Source organism: Burkholderia sp. Ax-1720, assembly GCF_011753035.1.
Classification (GTDB): Bacteria; Pseudomonadota; Gammaproteobacteria; order Burkholderiales; family Burkholderiaceae; genus Burkholderia; species Burkholderia gladioli.
In genome coordinates this window covers 1-21,873 of record NZ_VWWK01000084.1, presented here as the reverse complement: position 1 = coordinate 21,873, position 21,873 = coordinate 1, and the positions used below count along the sequence as shown (strand labels likewise).

Sequence of the window (21,873 nt, the reverse complement as noted above, 5' to 3'; positions counted from 1 at the left end):
TTGAGAGGAGCGGCCCGCGCCGGTGGGCGCGGGGCGCACATTATAGGACAACGCCCGGCGCCGGCCGCTGGCGGGCCGACGCCGGGCGTCGCGCATCGAGGCAGGGCGCGAGGCCGCCGCTTACAGCTTGAACGGCACCACCGTCTGCTGCTGCTCGCCGAGGCCCTCGATGCCGAGCTTGACCACGTCGCCGGCGCGCAGGAACTGCGGCGGCTTCATGCCCATGCCGACGCCGGGCGGCGTGCCGGTGGTGATCACGTCGCCGGGCATCAGCGTCATGAACTGGCTCAGGTGGCTGACGATCTCGGCCACGTCGAAGATCATGGTGCTGGTGCTGCCGTTCTGCACGCGCTTGCCGTTCACTTCGAGCCACATCGACAGGGCCTGCACGTTCGGCACCTCGTCGCGCGTGACCAGCCACGGGCCGATCGGGCCGAAGGTATCGCAGCCCTTGCCCTTGTCCCATTGCGGCGTGCGTTCGAGCTGGAAGTGGCGCTCGCTGACGTCGTTGATGGTGACGTAGCCGGCCACGTGCTGGAGCGCCTGCTCGCGCTCGACATAGCGCGTCACGCTGCCGATCACGATGCCCAGCTCGACTTCCCAATCGGTCTTCTCGGAGCCGCGCGGCAGCATGATCGGGTCGTTCGGCCCCTGGATGCACGAGATCGCCTTGGTGAACACCACCGGCTCCTTGGGCACCGGCTGGCCGGTTTCGGCGGCGTGGTCGGAGTAGTTCAGGCCGATCGCGAGGAACTTGCCGACGCCGTTGACGGGGCAGCCATGGCGCGGCGTGCCTTCGACCAGCGGCAGCGACGCGACGTCGAGCGCGCGCAGCTTGGCGAGCGAGGCTTCGTCGAGCGTGGCGGGCGTGATGTCGGCGATGACGCCGCTCAGGTCGCGCAGCTTGCCGTCCTGATCGACGAGGGCCGGCTTTTCGCTGCCGGGCTGGCCATAACGGGCGAGTTTCATGAGGTGAGGCTCCTGGTGAATCCGGTGAAGACGGAAGGGAAATGCGGTTTCGTATCGGCGCGAGCGCGGCTCAGATCGTCATGCCGCCGTCGACCGAGTAGGTCTGGCCGGTGACGAAGGCTGCATCGTCGCTGGCGAGGAAGGTGACGATCGGCGCGATCTCGTCGGCGCGCGCGATGCGGCCCATCGGCTGGCGCGCCACGAAGGCGGCGCGCGCGGCGACCGGGTCTTCGTAGGCGTTGATGCGCTGCTGCAGCGAGGGCGTGTCGACCGTGCCCGGCGAGATCGCGTTGCAGCGGATGCCCTTGAGCACGTAGTCGGCGGCCACCGCCTTGGTCAGGCCGATCACGGCCGCCTTCGAGGTGCCGTAGACGAAGCGGTTCGGCAGGCCGCGGATGCTGCTCGCCACGCTGGCCATGTTGACGATGCTGCCGCCGCCGTTCTTCAGCATGGCGGGCAGGGCGGCGCGGATGGTCCAGAACATCGAGCGCACGTTGAGATCGAAGGCGAAGTCCCAATCCTCGTCGCTGGCCTCGAGGATGGTGCCGTTGTGGACGAAGCCGGCGCAGTTGAACAGCACGTCCACGCGCGGCAGGCCGGCGAAGAAGCCGTCGATCGCGGCGCGGTTCATCACGTCGAGCGGCGCGGTCTGCACGTTGGCGACGCCCTCGAACGACTTCAGCAACTCGGGCTTGACGTCGGTCGCCCAGACCTGCGCACCCTCGCGCGCCAGCGCCAGCACCGCCGCCTGTCCGATCCCCGCGCCCGCGGCCGTGACGACGGCCACCTTGCCTTCCAGTCTCATCGTGTCTCCTGTGCGTATCCGGTTGCGGTCCGGATGAAATTGGCCGGACCAGTGGGCCAGATGCGATCTTAACGGGGAATCGGACGGATGACGAGGGGGAGCGGCTGCGGGTTTTCCCTTGGGTGGAATTTGATTGAAATAAACAGGTATTTGCCGACATGTTGCACGCTTCTTCGGGTGAAGAGTGCGGGTGTCGCGTTTTATCGATTGAATGAATCGGTCGTAAAGATATATTTTTCTGGTCTGTCATTCGGGCTGCGTAATAACAGCGCGGAGGCACGGCCAACCTGACGTTGATTAACGTCCCTTCGCGACCAGCTTCATAAAATTGCGCCCGAGGGTCGGATGGAGCACTCCATCGACATGACAAGAGCGAATAAAACAGAAGGGTTTAGCGATGGACGCGCATCAATGGGCGCAAGGCATCAGCCGCGGCTGGCTTCAGCAGGATCGCCTGCTGAAGCTGGATTCTCCGTTGGAGGCCACGGTCCTGCTGCCGCTGCGCGCGAGCGGATCGGCGCGGCTGGGGCGGCATTTCGAATTCACGGTCGACGTCGCGTCTCGCAACGACACGCTCGAACTCAAGGCCTTGATTGCCCAGCCGGTCACGCTCTGGATCCAGCAATCGGACAAATCGTATCGACCGCATCATGGCTACGTTCATACGGCGCGACGGCTTGGCGCCGACGGCGGGCTGAGCAGCTACCAGCTCGGTTTCGCCTCCTGGATGCACTTCCTGAAGTTTCGTCGCGACCAGCGGATCTGGCAGGATCGCCCGGCCGACGATATCGTCGCCGATGTGTTCAACCAGCATCCCCAGGCGCGAGGCGCGTTTCGCTTCGATCTTGTCGAGGCGCTGCCGCCGCGTTCGTTCTGCCGCCAGGACGAGAGCGACTGGAATTTCGTGCATCGCCTGCTCGAGGACGAAGGGCTTTACGGCTTCTGGGAGCAGGCGGCGGATGGGCGTTCGCATACGCTGGTCGTCACCGATCGACTGACGGCGCTTGCCCCCGCCGACATCGTGCGTTTTTACCGAGCCGATACGCGGAGCGAGGCGGACGCGCTGACTCAATGGTCGGGCAGCCGCACGCTGCAAAGCACCTCGTACACGACCCGAACCTTCGACTACAAACGTCCGGCGCCCGCCGTCAATCCCAAAGGCACGAACCTGCCGACGCAGGCGAATCAGGGCGCGCTGCCGGCGCAGGCCGAGGTGTATGAATACACGGGCGCGTATCGCTACCTGGAGCAGGCGCGCGGCGACGCGCTCACGCGGATCCGGATGGAGGAATGGGAATCGCGCGCCAAGCGTTTCGCGGGCGAGGGCGGTTTGCGGGCGATCGACGCCGGCCGACGCTTCACGCTGCTGGATCATCCCGAGCACGACCGGGATCCGGCGAATCAGCGCGAATTCGCCGTGATCGAGGTGAAGTGGCTGATCGCGAACAACCTCCCTGGGGCGGCCGGCGGCGCGCGCTTTCCGCAGGATCTGCAGGCCTCGATCGATGAGGCACGCGCGGGTGAATCGAACGATACGTTCGTCGTGCCGCATTTCGACGGGGCGAGCGGCTACTACCGAATCTGGATCGAAGCCCAGCGCAGCAGCGTGCCGTTCCGCAGCCCGTTCGAACATCGCAAGCCTGTCACGCATCTGGAGACGGCGATTGTCGTCGGGCCGCGCGGCGAGGAAGTCCATACCGACCAACTCAATCGCATCAAGGTGCGTTTCGTGTGGGATCGCCGCAATCCGGGCGAGGCCGGTGCGTCGTGCTGGGTGCGTGTCGTGCAGTCGGATACGGGCGGGGGGTATGGCGCGGTTCATCCTCCTCGTGTCGGCGAGGAGGTTCTGATCGACTACGTGGGCGGCGATTGCGATCGGCCCGTTGCGGTCGCTCGGGTCTACAACGGCGCGACGCAGCCGCAATGGCATTCGAACGGCATCCTGTCCGGCTATCGCTCTAAGGAATATGGCGGCAGCGGTTACAACCAGCTCGTGCTCGATGACGCGACCGGCCAGAACCGTGTGCAGTTGTACAGCAGCCAGGGCAACTCGCAACTGCATCTCGGGTATCTGATCCAGCAGGCGGGCAACGCGCGCGGCGAATACCTGGGCTCCGGATTCGACCTGCGCACGGATAGCCATGGCGCGGTGCGGGCCGCGCGTGGACTGTATCTGGGCACGCATGCCAAGAGCGCCGGCAGTCAGCCTCTCGATGTGCGCGAGGCGCAGCAACAGTTGGTGAGCGCGGAGAGCTTGATCGAGGCGCTGTCGCAGGCGAGCGAGGCCCATCAAGCCGACAGCCTGGCCGCGGGCCATGATGCGCTGAAGCAGTACACCGATGCCACCCAGGACACGGTAGCCGGCAACGCTTCGGGCGGCCGAACGGTTGGAGGCGGCATGGGTAACGCGAATGCCTTCAAGCAGCCCGTGATGTTGATGGCCAGCCCGGCGGGCATCGCGATGTCGACGCAGCAGTCGGCGCATCTGGCTGCCGAGCGGCATATCAACATGGTGAGCGGGCAGGGCGTGCATGTGGCTGCCGGCAAGTCGTTGATCGCCGGTGTCGCGGACCGGATCAGCCTGTTCGTGCAGAACGCCGGCATGAAGTTGTTCGCGGGGAAGGGCAAGGTCGAGATCCAGGCGCATGCGGACAATGTCGAGTTGACGGCCCGGAAGACGGTGAAGGTCCTGGCGGCGACCGAGGCGATCGAGGTGGCCGCGGAGCGGGAGATCCTGCTGACGTCGGGTGGTGCCTACATCCGGCTGGCGGGCGGCAATATCGAAATCCATGCGCCGGGCAAGATCGACGTGAAGGGCGGGACGCATGCCTTCAGCGGGCCTGCCCGCATGCCGTATTCGATGCCGATGCCGCCTGATGCGGTTTGTGTGCCGTGCATGATGAAGCAGGCTGCTGCCCGCAGTGCCTTCGTCACGCAGGGGGCGTGATGGAGCTGCGAACCGTGTTTGAGGAAGCGCGCGATCTGGCGGCAAGGCTGTATGTGCTTGCCGCGCCTTTGCACAATGAGCGGCTGCCCGGCGCGTTGTCGGATAGGCCGGATGAGGTCGTCTGCCTGATGGAGGGCGGATCCGATGTGCAGGCCGTGTCGCCACATCTTGTCCATATTCCGCTTGATCGTTTCGAAGCCACTTGTGAATGGCTCGGACTGCATGGGCCGGTGTCGCCCTGTGCGATGGTGATTGCCTCGCCCTTGTCGCTGGTGGAGCTCGAGGCACATCTGAAACCGCTGCTGCGGGTCCACCTGCCGGATGACACGCCTATCGTGCTCGCCTGCTGGGATCCGTCGATTCTTGCGACGCTGGCGGGGTCGTCGGAAGACGATGATCTGTTCGTGAAGGGGCCGGTGCTATCCGAGGCGCAGCGTCAGGCGTTTTTCGCGCCGGTGCTGCGTTGGTGGTATTGGGATCGTCATGGGAGGCTGCGTCAGATCGATTGGAGGCAGGATGAGGTGCTTGCGGAGTCGGTGGCGCTTCGGCCGCCGTTCAGGTTGGAACAGGCGCAGGTCGATGACCTGATCGAGGCGAGTGTTCCGGATAATTTGCTGTTGCATCTCAACGAACGCGATTCGTCGACGTTTGCCGCGATCCCGGAGCGGGAGCGTTACGGATTCGTGTGTCGCCAGATCGAGCGTGCGCGACGATTTGGTATCGAAGGGCTCGGGATGCAGGTGGAATACTGTGCGCTGGCTGCGCGACATGGGGAGGCGTTCGATGAGTCCCCTGAGGGCGCGGTTTTGTTGAGGCGGTTGATGGCGCCGACGAGCGATGGGCGGCAAACGTGAATGCGGTATTGGTCGGTAGGAATACGCAAGATGATCTTGGATAGGTTTCCGCGGTTGGGCTTTGTGGTTGGCGCTGCTGCTTTTACGCTGGCCGCTTGTGCGGGATCCAATGGCACGGCTGATGATCCCCTTGTTGGTGGTGGGCAAGCGCTCGCGATGGTGCCGGCTAATCATGTCAATCGCTGGGCTGTGAACATCTATGTCGACAAATATTGGGCAGGGAATGTGAGTCCGGAAGGGGGAGGTGCAAAAGCGGCATGTTGTTTCCCGGGGATGATGGATTGGAGCAAACCTGTCATGGTGACTTGGATCTGGGATGCTGTAGAGGACCCTAAAACCAAGGCAGTAGTAACACCGGAAGAAGCGCGCAGCATTCAGGTAAATTTTCCTGCAGGTGGCCCACATCAGGACTCTGACTGGCATAAAGCAGATGCGTATCTGTGCGTCATATTGCGAGACCGCAATAGGGTTGCCTTGGAATTTTCGTCCAGTAGATCGGGTTGCATGAGCAAGTGAGCCGCTAGAGGTAGAGGGCCAATCATGGCTTTTCGGCACGCAGGGGCACCAGAAAACGATGTGCGGCAAATTTAATCACGGCATTGACCGGTAGGAATACACAAGATGATCTTGAAAAGATTCTGGCGTTTGGGGCTTACGTTCGGTGCCGCCGTTTTTACGCTGACCGCTTGTGCGGGATCCAACGCCATGCCTGACTATGTCGGATCTGGCGGCGGGGCCTTATCGATGGTGCTCGCTAATCATGTTGATCGCTGGGCAGTGAAGGTTTATGTCGATAAATACTGGGCGGGGATTGTCGGCCCCGAAGACGGTGGCGCCGCAGCAGCCTGTTGTTTTCCGGGAGTACAGGACTGGAGTAAGCCAGTTACTGTGACGTGGGTTTGGGATGCGATAAAGGACCCGGTCACCAAGGCCGTAACAGTTCCTGAAGAAAGACATAGTGTCCAAACTGGTTTTCCTTCAGGGGGGCCGCATCAAGACCCGGATTGGCATAAATCAGATGCTTACCTGTGTGTCATTTTGCGAGGCCGTGATAGCGCCGCACTCGCATTTTCGCCAACACGATCGGGTTGTATGAATAAATAGCGATCTCGAAGAGGAAAGGCCATGTCAGTGCGACAATCAGGTATGCCTGCAACGGATGAAGATATCAAGCGAGCCTCGATAGACGGTGCCGCGAAACGTATCGTGTGGCAGCAGCCTCGAAATCAGACGGATGCAATCGCATGTCGACTGTATCCTTCTCTATCGTTTTTCTTCGATGGTACGAACAATAATCTGGAGCGTGACCAGCCAATAAACAAGCATTCTAATATCGCCAAGCTCTTCCAGGCTGCCGTGGTCCGACGTCGGTATGAAGCGAAACCGATTTACCTTCCGGGCGTGGGTACTCCATTTAGGTTTGAAAAAGTGGTCGGCTATACGGATCACCTCAAGGATGATGATGGAGGAGTGTTCGGACTCGGGCTTGGCGCGGGCGGTGATCTCCGTATTAAATTTGCGCTTGGAGAATTTTCTCGGATACTGGAAGTCGAATTCGGCCCAGGTTCATGGAGGCATATGCGAGAAATCACCGTGGCAATTTTCGGATTTTCTCGGGGAGCAACGGAGGCTCGGGCCTTCGCGCGTGGTTTGGTGACACAAAAATGTCTGAAGGAAGACGGAGGATTGTATTGGCTGGCACCGAACCTTGTACGCGTGCCATTGCGTATCAATTTCATGGGGATTTTTGATACGGTTGCCTCGGTTGGTGGTCCCGCGCTTCACCTCGATTGGGCGTCAGAACTCGCCATTCCCGCAGAAGTGGAGCGATGCGTACATTATGTTGCGGCACATGAAGTACGGCGAGCGTTTCCACTCGACTCGGTTCGCGTAGATACCTCTTATCAGAACAATTGCGAAGAGATCGTGTATCCAGGCGTGCATTCTGACGTTGGAGGGGGCTATGCACCAGACGAGCAGGGGCGTGATAAGGATCTTTCGTTCATCTCGCTACGGCACATGTTCATAGAGGCATTGCGGGCAGGGGTTCCGTTAATGTCTCTCGACGAGATGCCTAGCAGTCTTGAGCAAGATTTCGAGCTAGCCGACGACGCGCCCGTCGTGACTCTCTACAACGACTACATGGCCGCGCTCCCCGCAGCACCCGGCAGTGACCTCGAATCCTTGATCCAACCTCATCGTTATCTGAATTTCCGGTGGCGCAGCATTCTGGCTCGCCACCAGGCGGACGAACGTGTGCTGGGTCACCTATACGAAAAGGTCGGAGCCGCATTCTGCTCCGCCATTCCGGCCGGATCAGACGAAGACTACCCAGCCTGCCAGCCGAACGAATGGGTATATGACGTCCCGAAGAACCCGGAAGAACAGGCGAAGCAGCTTTTACGCGAGCAGCGACGACTGGAGCGGCATATCGAATTCCTTCGCAATCCGATCGAGCCGCGAGCCGGCAATCGCTCATATCCTCCGCAGCCGCGCGAGTTGCGCCCCTACGAAAAAATGATCCTGGCGGCTTGGGACAAGGCCGGCACGATACCCCTGGCGGTAGATCAGCTATTGGCGGAACACATCCACGAATCGGTTGCCGCCTTCACGTCCTGGCCGTGTGCCCTGTGGGATCAACGTGGAATTTATTGCGACGGGACACGCTACATGGCGCAAAACGATCCCATCTCACCCGACGACGCGGCTGTCGCTTGAAAACGCTCCGCGCCAAGCTGGCGGCAAAGCCGCGAGCTTACCTTCTCGATGCGTGAATTCGAACCGTCGGCGCAAAGCCGCCGATGACACGACCAGCCTCGCACCTAGATATTCAAGAACGCCGCCACCGAAACCGCAACCCCCGCCAACCCCGCCAGCCCGACGAACATGAACAGCCGCCGGCTGCCCGTCAGCGAGGTGATCGCCGCCAGCGAGATCGCCGCGCTGATCAAGGCCAGCGCCTGCCCGAACATATGCTGCGGATGTTCCTTGCTGGCCGACTTGCGATTGGCCTCGTCGACCTGCCGTTCGAGATCCTTGGCCTTGTCCGAAATGTCCTTCTTGCGCGCGTTGTACTTGTCGATCTGCTCGCGGAAGCGCGCCTGCTTTTCCGGGCCGGCCAGTTCGGCCGCGACTTCCATCATGTGCCCCTTGTTCGACTGCGCCTGGTAGAGGTTCCATTGATCGCTGGCCTGGCTCTGCAGCAGGACGGCGTCGTTCTTGTACATCAATGCCTGGGTCTGCAGCACGCCTTCCTCGTAGTGCAGCAGGCTGGCCAGCGCGGCGAGGATGGCGGTGAAGACCGCTACCCAGCGGGAGAGCGGATCGCCCGAGCGGGCGGCGTGTTCGACGGCGTGATCGTGGGGAGAGTGTTCGTGCGACATGGTGAGTCTCGGTGCGTCGGTGTAAGCGTTGAAAGCCTCGCGCCGCCTGGGCGAGCGCGCGTTTTGGGGCCGGCCATTATGGCAGGCTCGCGGGGCGGGTCACATATCGATTCGCCGGTCCACGAATGTATCGATGCATCGACCGAATTCAAGCGCAAGATCCGGGCAGGCCTCGCCGCGCGTTTGCCGCTACACTGGCGCGGTTGGTATCAGGCAGGACAGGAGAAAGCCCATGTCTCAGGTATGTAAACGGATCCCGTCGCCGGTCGGCGAGCTGACCCTGGTCGCGCGCGACGACAAGCTGGTCGCGATCCTCTGGGAGAACGACCGGCCCACGCGCGTGAAGCTCGGCGCGATGCGCGACGACGACGAGCACCCGGTGCTGGTCGAGACGGCACGCCAGTTGCGCGAATACTTCGCCGGCCAGCGCACCGATTTCGCGCTCGACATCGAATTCCACGGCACCGAATTCCAGAAGCGCGTCTGGAACGCCTTGCTGACGATTCCCTTCGGCGAGACGCGCAGCTATCGCGACATCGCCGTGCAGGTCGGCAACCACAAGGCGACGCGCGCGGTGGGCGCCGCCAACGGCCGCAATCCGCTGTCGATCGTGGCGCCTTGCCATCGCGTGATCGGCACCTCGGGCGACCTGACCGGCTTCGCCGGCGGCAAGGACAAGAAGGCCGCGCTGCTCGCGCTGGAATCCAACGCGCGCCAGCCGATGCTGTTCTGACGCGGCCTGCATGCACGATCGACGCGGCCTGCCTCGAAGGCCGCGTTTTCCGCTCATCCATCCCATCCTCATCGATCCGATACGCGCTCGCGAGCTACACTACGCGGCGCCGCGCGAGCCGTATCGGCTCGCGCGCGAATACCAATCAGAGAGGGCACGGATGAATCCAGCAAGCAGGCCGCCAAGCCGGGCGGCCTATCACTTTCCTTCCCATGCGGCGCGGCATCCCGAATCGATGCGCGCGCATCGATCGACGCCAATCCACCGCGCGCTCGCGCTCGCTGCCGCGCTGGCCGCCATGTCCGGCCTCGTTCGGCCCGCGCTGGCCGACACGCGCACGCTCTGCACCGTGGTGGCCGACGCGGCCAGCGGCACGGTCCTCAGCGAGCGCGGCGAGGGCTGCGCCACGCGCGTGACGCCTGCTTCCACCTTCAAGATCGCGCTGAGCCTGATGGGCTACGACGCGGGTGTGCTGAAGGACGAGCACACGCCGCTCCTGCCGTTTCGCGCGGGTTATCCCGCCTGGGGCGGCGATGTATGGCGCCAGCCGACCGACCCGGCGCGCTGGATCCGCTACTCGGTGTTCTGGTATTCGCAGCGCATCACCGAGGCGCTCGGCCAGGCGCGTTTCGCGCGTTACACGCGCGAGCTCGGCTTCGGCAATGCCGACGTGCACGCCGGCCCCGGCGAGTTCAGCGGCATGAAGGGCGCCTGGAACGCGGGCACGCTGCGCATCTCGCCGCGCGAACAGATCACCTTCCTGCGCGGCATCGTCAACCACCGGCTGCCGGTTAGCGCCCATGCGATCGAAATGACCGGCCGCATCACGCAGCTCGACGAGCAGCGCGACGGCTGGACCGTGCACGGCAAGACCGGCACCAGTTCGCCGGGCGAGGATGGCAAGTTCGATCGCGCCCGTGCCTATGGCTGGTTCGTGGGCTGGGCCACGCGCGGCGATCGCAGCGTGGTGTTCGCGAACCTGATCCAGGACGACGCGCCGCACGATACCGTGGCCGGCATCCGTTCTCGCGATGCGCTGCTGGCGGAGCTGCCGGCCTTGGCCTCGACGGCCGCGAGCCAGCCGGCCATCCAGCCGCCGCGCTGATCCTCCACGCAAAAAAACGGCCTGACGAGGTGCTGCCCCATCAGGCCGTTTTGCTTCGACGCCGCGCGCCGCCTCAGTTCTTCGCGTAGAGCACCGGCGTATTCACATACCACTTCGGATACTGCGTCTTCAGCGCCGCCACCTTCGGCAGGTCGTTGATCACGATGTACGGATAGTCGGGATGATTGACCAGGAAGTCCTGGTGATACCCCTCGGCCGGATAGAAGCTCTTGCCCATCTCGATCTTGGTGACGATCGGCGAGGAGAAGGTATGCGCGTTGCCGAGCTGGGCGATGTAGGCCGTCGCGATCGACTGCTGCTGCGCGTCGACCGGGAAGATCGCCGAGCGGTACTGGGTGCCGCTGTCGGGCCCCTGGCGGTTCAACTCGGTCGGATCGTGCGCCACCGAGAAGAAGATCTGCAGCAGCCGGCCATAGCTGATCTGGGTCGGGTCGTAGACGACCCGCACCGATTCGGCGTGTCCCGTATCGCCTTCGCTGACGGTTTCGTATTGCGCCGTCGAGGCCGCGCCGCCCGCGTAGCCGGCAGCCACCTGCTTGACGCCGGCCACGTGCTCGAACACGCCCTGCACGCCCCAGAAGCAGCCGCCCGAGAACACCGCGGTCTCGGTATGGCTCGCGCCGGGTTTCTCGTCGAGCGTGGGCATCGGCAGCGGCTTGACGTTCTCGGCCAGCGCGGCCGGCTGCCAGCCGAAGGCGACCGCCGTCACCGCGCCGATCGCGGCGATGCTGCCGACGATGCGCGTGATCAGGCGCAGCCGCGCGCGCGGCGCGCCGGCGGGGGAGGATGAGCGTTGCTTGCTGTTCATGGTCTGGACTCCTTGCGGAAATCGGTTCGGTTTGGGCATCGTGTTCAACCGAAGGTGAAGGCGAAGGCCTGCACGCCCGGGTCGAGGAATTCGATCGAGAAAGTGTGGTCGACGATCGGGCCGGACTGGCGGATCAACTGGTAGAGACGCTGGCCGGTCACCGTGCCGACGCCGTCGGCGTTCACGTCGGCGCCATGCGAGGCGCCCGGCGCGGTGCCGTCGATCGTCACGCGAAAGCGCACCGGCGCGCCGTTCTTGCCCGGGCCGAGCACCAGGTGCAGGTCGCGGGCATGGAAGCGGTAGACGATCCGGCCGCCCGGCTTGGCCAGCGTGGCCTGCTGCTCGGCCACGGTCCAGGCGCCGGCCAGGCCCCAGTCGTCCAGGCCCGGCTGCGCGGGAGCCGCGTAGTCGTGTTCGCGGTCGTGCAACTGGCCTCCCGGCGAGCTGAAGTTCTCGGCGCGCGCGTAACCTACATAGGTTTCCGGCGAACGCATGTCGGCGTTGTCCGCGGCGGCTTGCGCGCCGCTGGCCGCCGGGCCGTCGATGCCGAGCGGGACCTGGGCCGCGTCCGGGTGGCCGGCCTCGACGAGCAGTTGCTGGATCGCGCGTTCGGATTGCACATAGTCACCCTCGCCGAAGTGGTGGTAGCGGACCCGGCCCTGCGCGTCGATGAAGTAGTGCGCCGGCCAGTACTCGTTGTTGAAGGCGCGCCAGATCGAGTAGCCGTTGTCGATCGCGACGGGGTAGGTCACGCCGAGGTCGTGCGTGGCCTTCTTCACGTTGCCGATGTCGCGCTCGAAGGCGAACTCGGGCGCGTGCACGCCGATCACCACCAGCCCGTCGTTGCGGTACTTGCGGGCCCAGGCCTTCACGTAGGGCAGGGTGCGCAGGCAGTTGATGCAGGAGTAGGTCCAGAAGTCGACCAGCACCACCTTGCCGCGCAGCGAGGCGTTGGTGAGCGGCGGCGAGTTCAGCCACTCGGTGGCGCCCGCCAGCGACGGCGCATCGCCCTCGACCGGCAGGGCCGGCGTGGAGACGCGCAGCATCGCCGCGTTCTGGCGGGCCGATTGCGTGGCGGCCGACATCATCGCGTTGCCGTTGTCGGCGCTGGGGCTGGCGCCGTTGGCGGCGGCGCGCATCGCGTCACCAGCGGCCATCATGGCGTTGCCGTTGCCCGCGTCGCCGTGGTTGGCGGCGGCGCGCATCGCGTCGCCGGCGGCCATCATGGCGTTGCCGTTGCCCGCATCGCCGTGGTTGGCGGCGGCGCGCATCGCATCGCCGGCGGCCATCATCGACGGGCCGCTACCGCCCGCCGCGTCGCCACCATTCGCATTGCCGTTGGCCGCCATCATGGCCGGCCCGTTCGCGTCGGCGGGAGCGTTGCCGTGCATGGCATTGCCGCGCGGCGCGAAGCGGTCGACCAGCGACTGCTCGAGCCCGCCCGTGGCGATCGTCGAGACCTGGGTCAGCACGCCGGTATCGAGCCCGAGCGCGATCGCGCCGACCCCGGCCAGCATCGCCACGCCCAGCCCGCGCCGAACCCATTCGCCAGCGCCCAGCGAGCGCTTCATCGCCGCGAACAGCTTGCCGCCGATCAGCAGGGCGGCCGCCAGCGAGGTGGCCGCGCCGGCCGCGTAGGCCACCAGCAGCAGGGTGGTGCCCACGCTGGCGCCGCGCAGTGCCGCGCCGGTCAGCACCAGGCCCAGGATCGGGCCGGCGCAGGGCGCCCACAGCAGGCCGGTGGCCACGCCCAGCAGCAGCGAGGGGCCGATGCTGCCGCGCCCGTCCTGCTCGGCGTTCGAGGCCACGCCGCTCAGGCGGTTGCCGAGCTCGACCAGCGGCCGCGTCAGGTGTTCGGCCAGGCGCGGGAACAGCAGGGTCAGGCCGAACACGCCGACCAGTGCGATGGCGATCCAGCGCCCCGCCTGGTTGGCCTGGGCGATCCAGCCGCCGCCCACGGCGGCCAGCGTGGCCACCGCCGCGAAGGTCACGGCCATGCCGACCAGCAGCGGCAAGCCGTTGCGCAGGAACGGGCGGTCCGCGCGGGCGAACACGAAGGGCAGCACCGGCAGGATGCAGGGGCTCACGATGGTGAGCACGCCGCCGAGATAGGCGAGGATGAGGAGCAGCATGGCGTGGTCCTGGAAGGAAGGGCGGCGCTCAGGCCGAGGACGGACGGAACGTCATGGCCGTGCCGTTCATGCAGTAGCGCAGGCCGGTCGGCTTGGGGCCGTCGTCGAACACGTGGCCGAGGTGGCCGGCGCAGCGGCGGCAGCGCACCTCGGTGCGGATCACGCCGAACGAGGTGTCGGTATCGGTCGTCACCGCGTGGTCGAGCGGCGCCCAGAAGCTCGGCCAGCCGGTGCCGCTGTCGAACTTGGTCTTCGAGGAAAACAGCGAGATCCCGCAGCCGGCGCAGGAGAAGGTCCCCGAGCGGTGCTCGTCGTTGAGCGGGTTGCTGTACGGGCGTTCGGTTCCCGCCTCGCGCAGGACCGTGTATTGTGCGGGCGTGAGGCGCTTGCGCCATTCGGCGTCGGACAGCACCAGCTCGGCCGGCGCGGCCGGCTTCGGGGGCTGTTGCGCGAATACGCCGTTGCGCGTGAGCGCGGCCACGGCGCCGGCGAAGGCGGCGCCGGTCAGCAGGAAACGTCGGCGGCTGGTCATGGTGGACTCCTGTCGGACCAAGGGTTGATGCCGCACAGAGTAAGGACGCGGCGGTCGCGAAGTCCTCACGGAAAGTTAAAGTTTTCGTGATAATTCGGCGGGCGGGCCTTGTTGTGGCCCGAATGTAAGACCCGCGGCAAGGGCTCGGCCCGGCGCCGCGAATGTTCACGAAACCGTGACGACTCGCCGGCGCGGATCGCGGAGAATCGTCGTGACGGCGGCCCGCGCCCCTTCGGGCAGCCGCATCGGCCGTGCCCGGCGCTGCCCCTGGCGGCGCCCCGTGGCTGGCCTGGCCCCTTTCCTGACGCGTATGGACCCACAGAAACGCATCCTGATCGTCGAAGACGATGCCGATATCGCCGAGGTGCTCGCGCTGCACCTGCGCGACGAACGCTACGAAGTGGTGCACTGCGCCAACGGCGACGACGGCCTGCGCCGCCTCGAGCAGGGCAACTGGGACGCGCTGATCCTGGACCTGATGCTGCCCGGCGTCGACGGCCTGGAAATCTGCCGCCGGGCGCGCGCGATGGAGCGCTACACGCCGATCATCATCATCAGCGCGCGCTCGAGCGAGGTGCACCGGATCCTCGGCCTCGAACTGGGCGCCGACGACTACCTCGCCAAGCCGTTCTCGATGCTGGAGCTGGTGGCGCGCGTGAAGGCGCTGCTGCGGCGCGTCGAGGCGCTGTCGCGCGACACGCGCTCGGAGGCGGGGCGCGTCGACGTGGGCGGCCTCACGCTCGATCCGCTCACGCGCGAGGCGGCGGTGGACGGCGCGGCGATCGACCTGACGCCGCGCGAATTCGACCTGCTGTACCACTTCGCCCGCCATCCCGGCAAGGCCTTCTCGCGCACCGACCTGCTCAATGCCGTATGGGGCTACCAGCACGAAGGCTACGAACACACCGTGAATACCCACATCAACCGGCTGCGCGCCAAGATCGAGGCCGATCCGGCCCAGCCGGCGCGGATCCTGACCGTCTGGGGGCGCGGCTACAAGCTGGTCGCGCCGGGCCCGGCCGAAGCCGGCAAGGACGTCTGAGCATGCGCCGCCTGAGCCTTACCCAGCGCCTGGCGCTGGTGTTCTCGGTGCTGCTGCTGGCCTGCTGCGGCGCCTCGGCCTGGATCCAGATCCGCGCCAGCGACATGCACGAGAAGGAGGTGGTGCAGCGCCTGTCGCGCGACCTGGCCGGCCATATCGCGCTGAGCGCCTCGCTGCTCGACGACAACGGCCTGCGGCCCGACGCGGTGCGCAAGCTGTTCGGCCAGCTGATGGGCGTCAATCCGAGCGTCGAGGTCTACCTGCTCGACAATGCCGGGCGCATCCGCGGCGACGACGCGCCGCCCGGCCGCGTCAAGCGCGATCGTGTCGATCTCGCCCCGGTCAAGCGCTTCCTGGCGGGCCAGCCGCTGCCGATCCTCGGTGACGACCCGCGCAGCCTCGACGCGCGCAAGGTGTTCAGCGCCGCGCCGCTGCAACTGCCGGGGCACGCGCCCTCGGGCTACATCTACGTGGTGCTGCTGGGCGAGGCGCATGACGAGCTGGCCGCGCGGGTAGCCGCCAGCTCGGTGCTGCGCACCACGCTCTGGTCGATCGCGCTGGTGGCGCTGCTCGGGCTGCTGGCGGGCCTCACCGCGTTCGGGCTGATCACGCGGCCGCTGCGCCGCTTCGCCGACGCGATGCGCCGCTTCGACGCCAACGGCGAGCCCGACGCGCAACCCTCGCTGCCGCATTCCTCGGCGGCCGGCGCGCGCGACGAGATCGCCGTGCTGGAGACCACTTTCGAGCAGATGGCCGCGCGCATCGGCGAGCAATGGCGCGAGCTCAAGCAGCAGGACTTGCAGCGGCGCGAGCTGGTGGCGAATCTCTCGCACGACCTGCGCACGCCGCTGACCTCGCTGCACGGCTACCTGGAGACGCTGGCGCTGAAGGACGGCACGCTGGAGACGGCCGAGCGCGAGCGCTACCTGTCGGTGGCGCTGGTGCAGAGCGAGAAGGTGGGGCGCCTGGCGCGCGCGCTGTTCGAGCTGGCGCGGCTCGAATCGGGCCTGGTGCAGCCGGCGCTGGAGGACGGCTCGCTGGCCGACCTGGTGCAGGACGTGTTCGCCAAGTTCGAGCTGAGCGCCAAGGCGCGCGAGGTGACGCTCGACGCGCGCATCGAGCCGCGCCTGCCGAACATCCATGCCGATCTCGGCATGATCGAGCGGGTGCTGACCAACCTGCTCGACAACGCCTTGCGGCACACGCCCAAGGGCGGCCACGTGGCCGTCGAGCTGGCCTCGCGCGAAGGCGAGGTCACCGTCACCGTGCGCGATACCGGGCCCGGCGTGCCGGCGGCCCTGCGCGAGCACCTGTTCCGGCGCCCGGTGGGATCGTGGGAGGCGCCCGGCGACGCGCATCGCGGCGGGCTGGGATTGCTGCTGGTGCAGCGCATGCTGCAACTGCACGGCAGCGAGGCGCGGCTGCTCGACGAGCCGCGCGGCGGGGCGGCGTTCAGCTTCTCGCTGCCGGCCGCGGGGCGCTAGGGCGGGCCGGTCGCTCGCATCGCGCGATGCGAGCGGCGCCGATCGCCCGCCGCCGCGCTACCGCGCTTCGCGCAGTTCCACGAGCGAGCGGCGCTGGCGCCCCTCGGCGTCGAAATTCTCCGGCGCCAGCCAGGCCTCGAAGGCCTCCCGCAGCGTCGGCCATTCGCTGTCGATGATCGAGAACCAGGCCGTATCGCGGCTGCGCTCCTTGTAGACGATCGCCTGCCGGAAGATCCCCTCGAAACGGAAACCGAGCCGCTCGGCCGCGCGCCGCGACGGCGCGTTGAGGCTGTCGCATTTCCACTCGTAGCGGCGGTAGCCGAGCTGCTCGAACACATGGGCCATCAGCAGGTACTGCGCCTCGGTCGACAGCGGCGTCTGCTTGAGCTTCGGCGAGAAGGTCACGTGGCCCACCTCGATCACGCCATGCGCCGGATCCTGCCGCATCAGCGCCAGCGTGCCGACCGCGCGGCCGCTGGCGCGGTCGATCACGGCGTAGTGGCGCGGATCGGTGCTGCGCTCGGCCTTCTCGACATGGGCGCGATAGTCCTCGGCGCTCGTGAACGGGCCGACCGTCAGGTAGGTCCAGTCGCTGCCGTCCCGCGCCGACAGGTAGGCCTCGGCCAGCGCGTCGGCGTGGCGCGCCGCGTCGAGCGGCTCCAGGCGGCAATGGCGGCCCTCCAGCGTGACGGCGGCGGGCAGCGGGCGAGGGGTCCAGCCGTCGACGGGAGCGCCGATCGGTTGGCCGTATTCGTTGGTGCGGGTGGACATCGGGACTCCGGACGAGGGCGGGCGGGAAAGCGCCTACTCTAGAGCCGTCGTGGCCCGTTGGAAAGGTCCAGCGAGGCGGCGGACGATGGAGCCACGACGGCGGCCCGGCATCGTCTCGCCGAGGTTTCCCGGCGCGGCTTCAGGCCGCCGGTTCGGCCAGGATCTGGCGGATCGCGCCTTCGAAGGCCTCGACCGGCTGGCCGCCCGTCACCAGGTAGCGCTGGTTGAAGATGATCGAGGGCACCGAGTGGATGCCCTGCTGCTGCGCCTCGGCCTCGGCGGCGCGCACCTCGTCGGCATAGGCGCCGCTGGCCAGCACCTCGCGCGCGCGATCCGCGTCCAGGCCGACCGATTGCGCGATCGCCGCCAGCACCGCGTGATCGTTGGTCGGCTTGCCTTCGCCGTGATAGGCGCGCAGCAGCGCGAGCTTGAGCGGCAACTGCTTGCCTTCCAGGCCGGCCCAGTGCAGCAGGCGATGCGCGTCGAAGGTGTTGTAGACATGCTCGCGCGTGCCGAAATCGAAACCGACGCTGGCGCCGCGCTCGCGCAGCATGGCCTGCGTCTCGGCGATCTGCTCGGGCGTGCGGCCGTATTTCCTGCCGAGGTAGGCGACGATCGATTCGCCTTCCGGCTTCATGTCCGGGTTCAGTTCGAACGGGTGCATGCGGATCTGCACCTCGGCGGCGGCGCCGATCCGCTCGAGCGCGAGCAGCAGCGAGGACAGGCCGACCGCGCACCAGGGGCAGGCGATGTCGGAGACGAAATCGATGGTCAGGGCTTGGGACATGATGGTGGCGCCTGCGAGGCATGCAATGGGCCGGACAGGGTAGCGCGAATCGGCCGGCGCTGCTGACGGCCGCCGTGGCGGTAGCGGGGCGCAACCCTGTTCGGCAAGGCGATTCAGGCGGCGATGGCGAGCCTTGAATTCGTGCCGAATGACACGGCTTCGTCACATATCCGCATTTCGGAAAAGGATTCCAAAAATAATTTGTAATATGAAAGATGCTTAATTAGAATTCGCCAGGAAATTCGTTATCGCGGATTTCCCTGCGTTGCATCCCGATCGATCGCTACCCGGTCGATCGAGTCGAACGCCAAGTTTCAGGTCATCACAAAAAGACGCTGTATCCGGCCAATCTGGCCGGGCGGGACGGCCTTGCGCCGCCTGCTTTCCGCATCATTCCGCCATGCCGAATCGTTTGTGCGCCGATTTTGAATCGCCGCGCAAGGGGGACCGTTTTGCCTGGATTTCAGGTAAATCGACTTCGGTGCGAACGATTGAGCGGTGCATAAAACAATGAAGCAACTCGCGTGGTTCGTTTATCTGTCGAAAATAATTAACCGGAGAATTTCATTATGAAAATCGTCTCGACGAAACGCTGGATTCATGCCGCGCTCTGCGCGGCCGTGATGGCGACCCTGCCGCTGGCCGCGGCCGACGCCTCGGCGCGCACCGTGCACGCGGCCCGCGCCCCGCAAGCGGCCGCTGCCGCCGCCTCGCCCGAAATCTGCAGCTCGCCCTGGACGGCATCGCGCATCTACGAAGCCGGCAACGTGGTCAGCTTCGACGGCCGCGACTACACGGCCGCCTACCGCAGCCAGGGCAACGCGCCCGCGACGGCCAGCGGCGAGGCCGGCAGCGGCCAGCCCTGGGTGGCCGGCGAGGCCTGCAAGCCGGCCAAGCTGAGCAAGGCGGCGCTCGACCACGACGCCAACTTCTCGCCCGCCACGCTGCAATTCCTGAAGGACAACACCGGTCTGGACGGCGAGCAGTGGGACAACATCATGAAGCTGGTCAACAAGCCGGAGCAGGATTCGCTCGACTGGACCAAGTTCTACGGCTACTGCGAGGACATCGGCGACGATCGCGGCTACACCATGGGCATCTTCGGCGCCACCACCGGCGGGCCGAACGACGGCGGCCCGGACGGCCCGGCCCTGTTCAAGGCCTACGACGCGGCCAGCGGCGCCAGCAATCCCTCGGTGCAGGGCGGCCTGGCGCGGATCGGCGCGCACGGCTCGATGCAGGGTTCGATCCTGAAGATCACCGACAGCGAGAAGGTGTTCTGCGGCAAGGTCAAGGGCCTGCAGAACGACGCGGCCTGGCGCGAGGCGATGTGGCGCACGTTCTACTCGGTCTACATCCAGTACAGCGTGCAGCAGGCGCAGTCGCGCGGCTTCGGCAGCGCACTGACGATCGGCTCCTTCGTCGATACGGCCTTGAACCAGGGCGCCGACGGCGGCAGCAACACGCTGCAAGGCCTGCTCTCGCGCTCGGGCAACAGCACCGACGAGAAGACCTTCATGACGAGCTTCTACGCGCAGCGCACCAAGGTGGTCGACACGCACGACTTCAACCAGCCGCCCAACGGCAAGAACCGCGTGAAGCAGTGGAGCACCCTGATGAACCAGGGCATCACCAGCCTCAAGAACTGTGACGCCGACATCGTCAAGGTGACCAGCTGGAAGATGAAGTAAGTCCGGGGCGGGCCGGCCGTCGCGAGCGGCGCCGGCCCGCCCACTATCTGGGCGCTTCGCACGCGCTTTTGCATTTCCGGGCCGGACCGTGTATCAGAGCGAAACGGCGTCGGCGCCGGCGCCGCCCGGCCGCATCGGCGGACGGTGGCGGCACATGGCGCCGGCCGATCCTCAACCGCCAGCCGACCGAAATCCGATGACCGACACGACTGCCCAGCCCGCCCCGAACGCCACCGCCACCCTGCTGGTCGACGGCCGCCACGCGCTCGGCGAATGCGCCACCTGGTGCGAACTCGCGCAAGCCTTCTACTGGACCGATATCGAGGGCGCCCGGCTGTGGCGCCACCGCAGCGGCGCGACGCCGGAAACCGAAAGCTGGGCGATGCCCGAGCGGCTCGGCTGCTTCGGCCTGACGGACGACGCCAACGTGCTGCTGGTCGGGCTGGCCACCCACCTGGCGCTGTTCAACCTGCGCGACGGCCGCTTCGAGCGCATCGTCGAGGTCGAGCCGGGCGAGCGCTCGCGCCTGAACGACGGCCGCTGCGACCGCGCCGGCAATTTCGTGTTCGGCATGAAGGACGAGCACGATCCGCTGGAGGCCTCGACCGGCTTCTACCGCCTCAATGCCGATCGCACGCTCGAGCGGCTCGCGCTGCCGCCCGCCGCGATCGCCAACAGCATCGCCTTCTCGCCCGACGGCACGCGCATGTATTTCTGCGATTCGCTCGCGCGCCAGATCATGGTCTGCGACTACCGCGCCGACGGCCCGGTCGCCCGGGTGCGTCCCTTCGTGGCCCTGAGCGACGCGAGCGGCGATCCCGACGGCTCGACGGTCGACGCCGAGGGCGGGCTCTGGAACGCGCAATGGGGCGGCTCGCGCGTGGTGCGCTACGACGCGAACGGCGTGGAGACCGACCGCGTCGCGGTGCCGACCGCGCAGCCGAGCTGCGCTGCGCTCGGGCCCGCGCCCGGGCGCGCCGGCGATGCATCCGGCGACGGCGAGGGCTGGCGCACGCTCTACATCACCAGCGCGCGCACCGGGCTCGACGAAGCCGCCTTGGGCGCGGACCTGCATGCGGGCGGCGTGTTCACGGCAAGCGTTGCGTATCGCGGGCTGCCGGAAGCGCGTTTTCCGCTGCGCAGGGGATAAGGCGCGGCAAGCGGGTTGCGGGCGTCGAGCCGTCGAGGCTCGCGCTGGTTCGCCGACGGTTTCGGCGTTCGCGCCCGGGCCCGCCTGCCTCGCTCCGTCAGCCGGATCAGCCGGCCCCTCGCGCGGCGAGCCGCGCGCGCAGCAGCGGCAGGGCCGTGTCCCGCCAGAATCGCGGCGAGATCATCCCGCTCGACATCCCGCCATGCGCGAAGGCCGGCACATGGAGGCGGTCCGGTAAGTCGAGCGCCTGCCCGGTGAGGCCGAGATAGCGCTCGGCGATGCTTGCCTCGAGCGCCTCGGCCGAGGCCGGCAGCGCCTGGCCGCGCAGGGCCGCTCGCAGCGCTTCCCACAGATACGGATCGCCGCGCAGGCCCCATTGCGCCTGCGGCGGCTCGAACAGCGAGGAGAAATCCTGCTCCGGGATCACGGGCATGACGCGCCGCGCGGGCTCAGGCCGGGCCGCCGGCGAGATCGTCGCGCGTATCGACATCGCGCAGCACGCCCGGATCGTCGACCTCGACCTCGGCAAGCTCGTGCGCGAGCAGCAGGGCGCGCGCGCCGGTGTCGCCGTCGAGCGCGGCCAGCGCGTCGCGATGCACGGCCGCGAACGCCACCGGGTGCCCGCGCCGGCCCTGGTGATGCGGCGCGGCGATGGTGTT

21 protein-coding genes are annotated in these 21,873 nt (G+C 66.6%); 11 read left to right on the top strand and 10 right to left on the bottom strand.

Going from position 1 to position 21,873, the window contains the following annotated elements; genetic code table 11:
- Positions 1-120: 120 nt before the first annotated feature.
- Both F3J18_RS22190 and F3J18_RS22185 read right to left on the bottom strand, forming a co-directional pair.
- Positions 121-969, bottom strand: coding sequence for a fumarylacetoacetate hydrolase family protein (locus F3J18_RS22190; RefSeq protein WP_166914225.1), 849 nt, complete (start codon positions 967-969; stop codon positions 121-123).
- Positions 970-1,039: 70 nt separating this feature from the next.
- A complete protein-coding gene (locus F3J18_RS22185; RefSeq protein ID WP_166914224.1) occupies positions 1,040-1,774 on the bottom strand; it encodes an SDR family oxidoreductase in 735 nt (244 codons plus the stop codon).
- Between the two features lie 397 nt (positions 1,775-2,171).
- Between F3J18_RS22185 and F3J18_RS22180 the strand changes: the two genes are divergently transcribed.
- The 5 genes from F3J18_RS22180 to F3J18_RS22160 all read left to right on the top strand — a co-directional run bounded on the left by F3J18_RS22180 (position 2,172) and on the right by F3J18_RS22160 (position 8,293).
- Complete coding sequence (locus F3J18_RS22180) at positions 2,172-4,721, top strand: type VI secretion system Vgr family protein (RefSeq protein WP_166914222.1); 2,550 nt, start codon at positions 2,172-2,174, stop codon at positions 4,719-4,721.
- Positions 4,721-5,575, top strand: coding sequence for a DUF4123 domain-containing protein (locus F3J18_RS22175; protein WP_166914220.1), 855 nt, complete (start codon positions 4,721-4,723; stop codon positions 5,573-5,575). Before F3J18_RS22180 ends, F3J18_RS22175 begins: the two co-directional genes overlap by 1 nt.
- A 30-nt stretch (positions 5,576-5,605) precedes the next feature.
- On the top strand, positions 5,606-6,091 hold the full coding sequence (locus F3J18_RS22170) for a DUF3304 domain-containing protein (RefSeq protein WP_166914218.1): 486 nt from the start codon (positions 5,606-5,608) through the stop codon (positions 6,089-6,091).
- Between the two features lie 105 nt (positions 6,092-6,196).
- The gene (locus F3J18_RS22165; RefSeq protein WP_166914216.1) at positions 6,197-6,679 is read left to right on the top strand and encodes a hypothetical protein; all 483 of its coding nucleotides are present in this window, start codon (positions 6,197-6,199) and stop codon (positions 6,677-6,679) included.
- Between the two features lie 21 nt (positions 6,680-6,700).
- Positions 6,701-8,293, top strand: coding sequence for a DUF2235 domain-containing protein (locus F3J18_RS22160; RefSeq protein WP_166914214.1), 1,593 nt, complete (start codon positions 6,701-6,703; stop codon positions 8,291-8,293).
- A gap of 104 nt (positions 8,294-8,397) precedes the next feature.
- Here F3J18_RS22160 and F3J18_RS22155 read toward each other — a convergent pair whose 3' ends face one another.
- The gene (locus F3J18_RS22155) at positions 8,398-8,958 is read right to left on the bottom strand and encodes a DUF4337 domain-containing protein (RefSeq protein WP_166914212.1); all 561 of its coding nucleotides are present in this window, start codon (positions 8,956-8,958) and stop codon (positions 8,398-8,400) included.
- Positions 8,959-9,190: 232 nt separating this feature from the next.
- On the opposite strand from F3J18_RS22155, the gene F3J18_RS22150 reads away from it, so the two are divergent.
- On the top strand, positions 9,191-9,691 hold the full coding sequence (locus tag F3J18_RS22150; protein WP_166914211.1) for a methylated-DNA--[protein]-cysteine S-methyltransferase: 501 nt from the start codon (positions 9,191-9,193) through the stop codon (positions 9,689-9,691).
- Positions 9,692-9,989: 298 nt separating this feature from the next.
- Positions 9,990-10,796 (top strand): class D beta-lactamase, encoded by an 807-nt coding sequence (gene blaOXA / locus F3J18_RS22145; RefSeq protein WP_166914209.1) that lies wholly within the window; start codon positions 9,990-9,992, stop codon positions 10,794-10,796.
- Positions 10,797-10,869: 73 nt separating this feature from the next.
- On the opposite strand, the gene msrA is transcribed toward blaOXA, so the two are convergent.
- From msrA to msrB, 3 genes are read right to left on the bottom strand one after another with little or no spacing between them, the layout of a single operon-like run.
- Positions 10,870-11,625: a peptide-methionine (S)-S-oxide reductase MsrA gene (gene msrA / locus F3J18_RS22140; protein ID WP_025101809.1), complete on the bottom strand. Its 756-nt coding sequence runs from the start codon at positions 11,623-11,625 to the stop codon at positions 10,870-10,872.
- Positions 11,626-11,669: 44 nt separating this feature from the next.
- Positions 11,670-13,757, bottom strand: a complete 2,088-nt coding sequence (locus F3J18_RS22135; RefSeq protein WP_166914207.1) for a cytochrome c biogenesis protein DipZ — start codon at positions 13,755-13,757, stop codon at positions 11,670-11,672.
- 28 nt (positions 13,758-13,785) lie between these two features.
- Positions 13,786-14,289: a peptide-methionine (R)-S-oxide reductase MsrB gene (gene msrB / locus F3J18_RS22130; protein WP_025101807.1), complete on the bottom strand. Its 504-nt coding sequence runs from the start codon at positions 14,287-14,289 to the stop codon at positions 13,786-13,788.
- A 310-nt stretch (positions 14,290-14,599) separates the two neighbouring features.
- On the opposite strand from msrB, the gene F3J18_RS22125 reads away from it, so the two are divergent.
- The gene (locus F3J18_RS22125) at positions 14,600-15,331 is read left to right on the top strand and encodes a response regulator transcription factor (protein WP_166914205.1); all 732 of its coding nucleotides are present in this window, start codon (positions 14,600-14,602) and stop codon (positions 15,329-15,331) included.
- A 2-nt stretch (positions 15,332-15,333) separates the two neighbouring features.
- Positions 15,334-16,815, top strand: coding sequence for a HAMP domain-containing sensor histidine kinase (locus F3J18_RS22120; RefSeq protein WP_025101806.1), 1,482 nt, complete (start codon positions 15,334-15,336; stop codon positions 16,813-16,815).
- Between the two features lie 57 nt (positions 16,816-16,872).
- Here the strand turns inward: F3J18_RS22120 and F3J18_RS22115 are convergent, their stop codons facing one another.
- Positions 16,873-17,586 (bottom strand): GNAT family protein, encoded by a 714-nt coding sequence (locus tag F3J18_RS22115; protein ID WP_166914203.1) that lies wholly within the window; start codon positions 17,584-17,586, stop codon positions 16,873-16,875.
- Between the two features lie 139 nt (positions 17,587-17,725).
- Entirely contained in the window at positions 17,726-18,373 is a 648-nt protein-coding gene (locus tag F3J18_RS22110; RefSeq protein ID WP_166914201.1) for a DsbA family oxidoreductase, read from the bottom strand.
- A gap of 569 nt (positions 18,374-18,942) precedes the next feature.
- Here F3J18_RS22110 and F3J18_RS22105 point away from each other — a divergent pair.
- Entirely contained in the window at positions 18,943-20,064 is a 1,122-nt protein-coding gene (locus tag F3J18_RS22105; protein ID WP_166914199.1) for a chitosanase, read from the top strand.
- 196 nt (positions 20,065-20,260) lie between these two features.
- Entirely contained in the window at positions 20,261-21,214 is a 954-nt protein-coding gene (locus tag F3J18_RS22100; RefSeq protein WP_166914197.1) for an SMP-30/gluconolactonase/LRE family protein, read from the top strand.
- A gap of 106 nt (positions 21,215-21,320) precedes the next feature.
- Here the strand turns inward: F3J18_RS22100 and F3J18_RS22095 are convergent, their stop codons facing one another.
- Positions 21,321-21,647, bottom strand: a complete 327-nt coding sequence (locus F3J18_RS22095) for a MobA protein (protein WP_166914195.1) — start codon at positions 21,645-21,647, stop codon at positions 21,321-21,323.
- A gap of 16 nt (positions 21,648-21,663) precedes the next feature.
- The coding region (locus F3J18_RS22090) for an NTP transferase domain-containing protein (protein ID WP_166914193.1) at positions 21,664-21,873 on the bottom strand (210 nt) is incomplete at its 5' end.

What these genes read in the sequence shown, in the direction of transcription:
- F3J18_RS22125 (WP_166914205.1), top strand. Translation starts at nt 14,600, where the DNA reads ATGGACCCACAGAAACGCATCCTGATCGTCGAAGACGATGCCGATATC.
- F3J18_RS22150 (WP_166914211.1), top strand. Translation starts at nt 9,191, where the DNA reads ATGTCTCAGGTATGTAAACGGATCCCGTCGCCGGTCGGCGAGCTGACC.
- F3J18_RS22115 (WP_166914203.1), bottom strand. Translation starts at nt 17,586, where the DNA reads ATGTCCACCCGCACCAACGAATACGGCCAACCGATCGGCGCTCCCGTC.
- F3J18_RS22190 (WP_166914225.1), bottom strand. Translation starts at nt 969, where the DNA reads ATGAAACTCGCCCGTTATGGCCAGCCCGGCAGCGAAAAGCCGGCCCTC.
- F3J18_RS22170 (WP_166914218.1), top strand. Translation starts at nt 5,606, where the DNA reads ATGATCTTGGATAGGTTTCCGCGGTTGGGCTTTGTGGTTGGCGCTGCT.
- F3J18_RS22180 (WP_166914222.1), top strand. Translation starts at nt 2,172, where the DNA reads ATGGACGCGCATCAATGGGCGCAAGGCATCAGCCGCGGCTGGCTTCAG.
- F3J18_RS22095 (WP_166914195.1), bottom strand. Translation starts at nt 21,647, where the DNA reads ATGCCCGTGATCCCGGAGCAGGATTTCTCCTCGCTGTTCGAGCCGCCG.
- F3J18_RS22175 (WP_166914220.1), top strand. Translation starts at nt 4,721, where the DNA reads ATGGAGCTGCGAACCGTGTTTGAGGAAGCGCGCGATCTGGCGGCAAGG.
- F3J18_RS22100 (WP_166914197.1), top strand. Translation starts at nt 20,261, where the DNA reads ATGACCGACACGACTGCCCAGCCCGCCCCGAACGCCACCGCCACCCTG.
- F3J18_RS22165 (WP_166914216.1), top strand. Translation starts at nt 6,197, where the DNA reads ATGATCTTGAAAAGATTCTGGCGTTTGGGGCTTACGTTCGGTGCCGCC.
- msrA (WP_025101809.1), bottom strand. Translation starts at nt 11,625, where the DNA reads ATGAACAGCAAGCAACGCTCATCCTCCCCCGCCGGCGCGCCGCGCGCG.
- F3J18_RS22185 (WP_166914224.1), bottom strand. Translation starts at nt 1,774, where the DNA reads ATGAGACTGGAAGGCAAGGTGGCCGTCGTCACGGCCGCGGGCGCGGGG.
- msrB (WP_025101807.1), bottom strand. Translation starts at nt 14,289, where the DNA reads ATGACCAGCCGCCGACGTTTCCTGCTGACCGGCGCCGCCTTCGCCGGC.
- F3J18_RS22120 (WP_025101806.1), top strand. Translation starts at nt 15,334, where the DNA reads ATGCGCCGCCTGAGCCTTACCCAGCGCCTGGCGCTGGTGTTCTCGGTG.
- F3J18_RS22135 (WP_166914207.1), bottom strand. Translation starts at nt 13,757, where the DNA reads ATGCTGCTCCTCATCCTCGCCTATCTCGGCGGCGTGCTCACCATCGTG.
- F3J18_RS22110 (WP_166914201.1), bottom strand. Translation starts at nt 18,373, where the DNA reads ATGTCCCAAGCCCTGACCATCGATTTCGTCTCCGACATCGCCTGCCCC.
- F3J18_RS22105 (WP_166914199.1), top strand. Translation starts at nt 18,943, where the DNA reads ATGAAAATCGTCTCGACGAAACGCTGGATTCATGCCGCGCTCTGCGCG.
- F3J18_RS22155 (WP_166914212.1), bottom strand. Translation starts at nt 8,958, where the DNA reads ATGTCGCACGAACACTCTCCCCACGATCACGCCGTCGAACACGCCGCC.
- F3J18_RS22160 (WP_166914214.1), top strand. Translation starts at nt 6,701, where the DNA reads ATGTCAGTGCGACAATCAGGTATGCCTGCAACGGATGAAGATATCAAG.
- blaOXA (WP_166914209.1), top strand. Translation starts at nt 9,990, where the DNA reads ATGTCCGGCCTCGTTCGGCCCGCGCTGGCCGACACGCGCACGCTCTGC.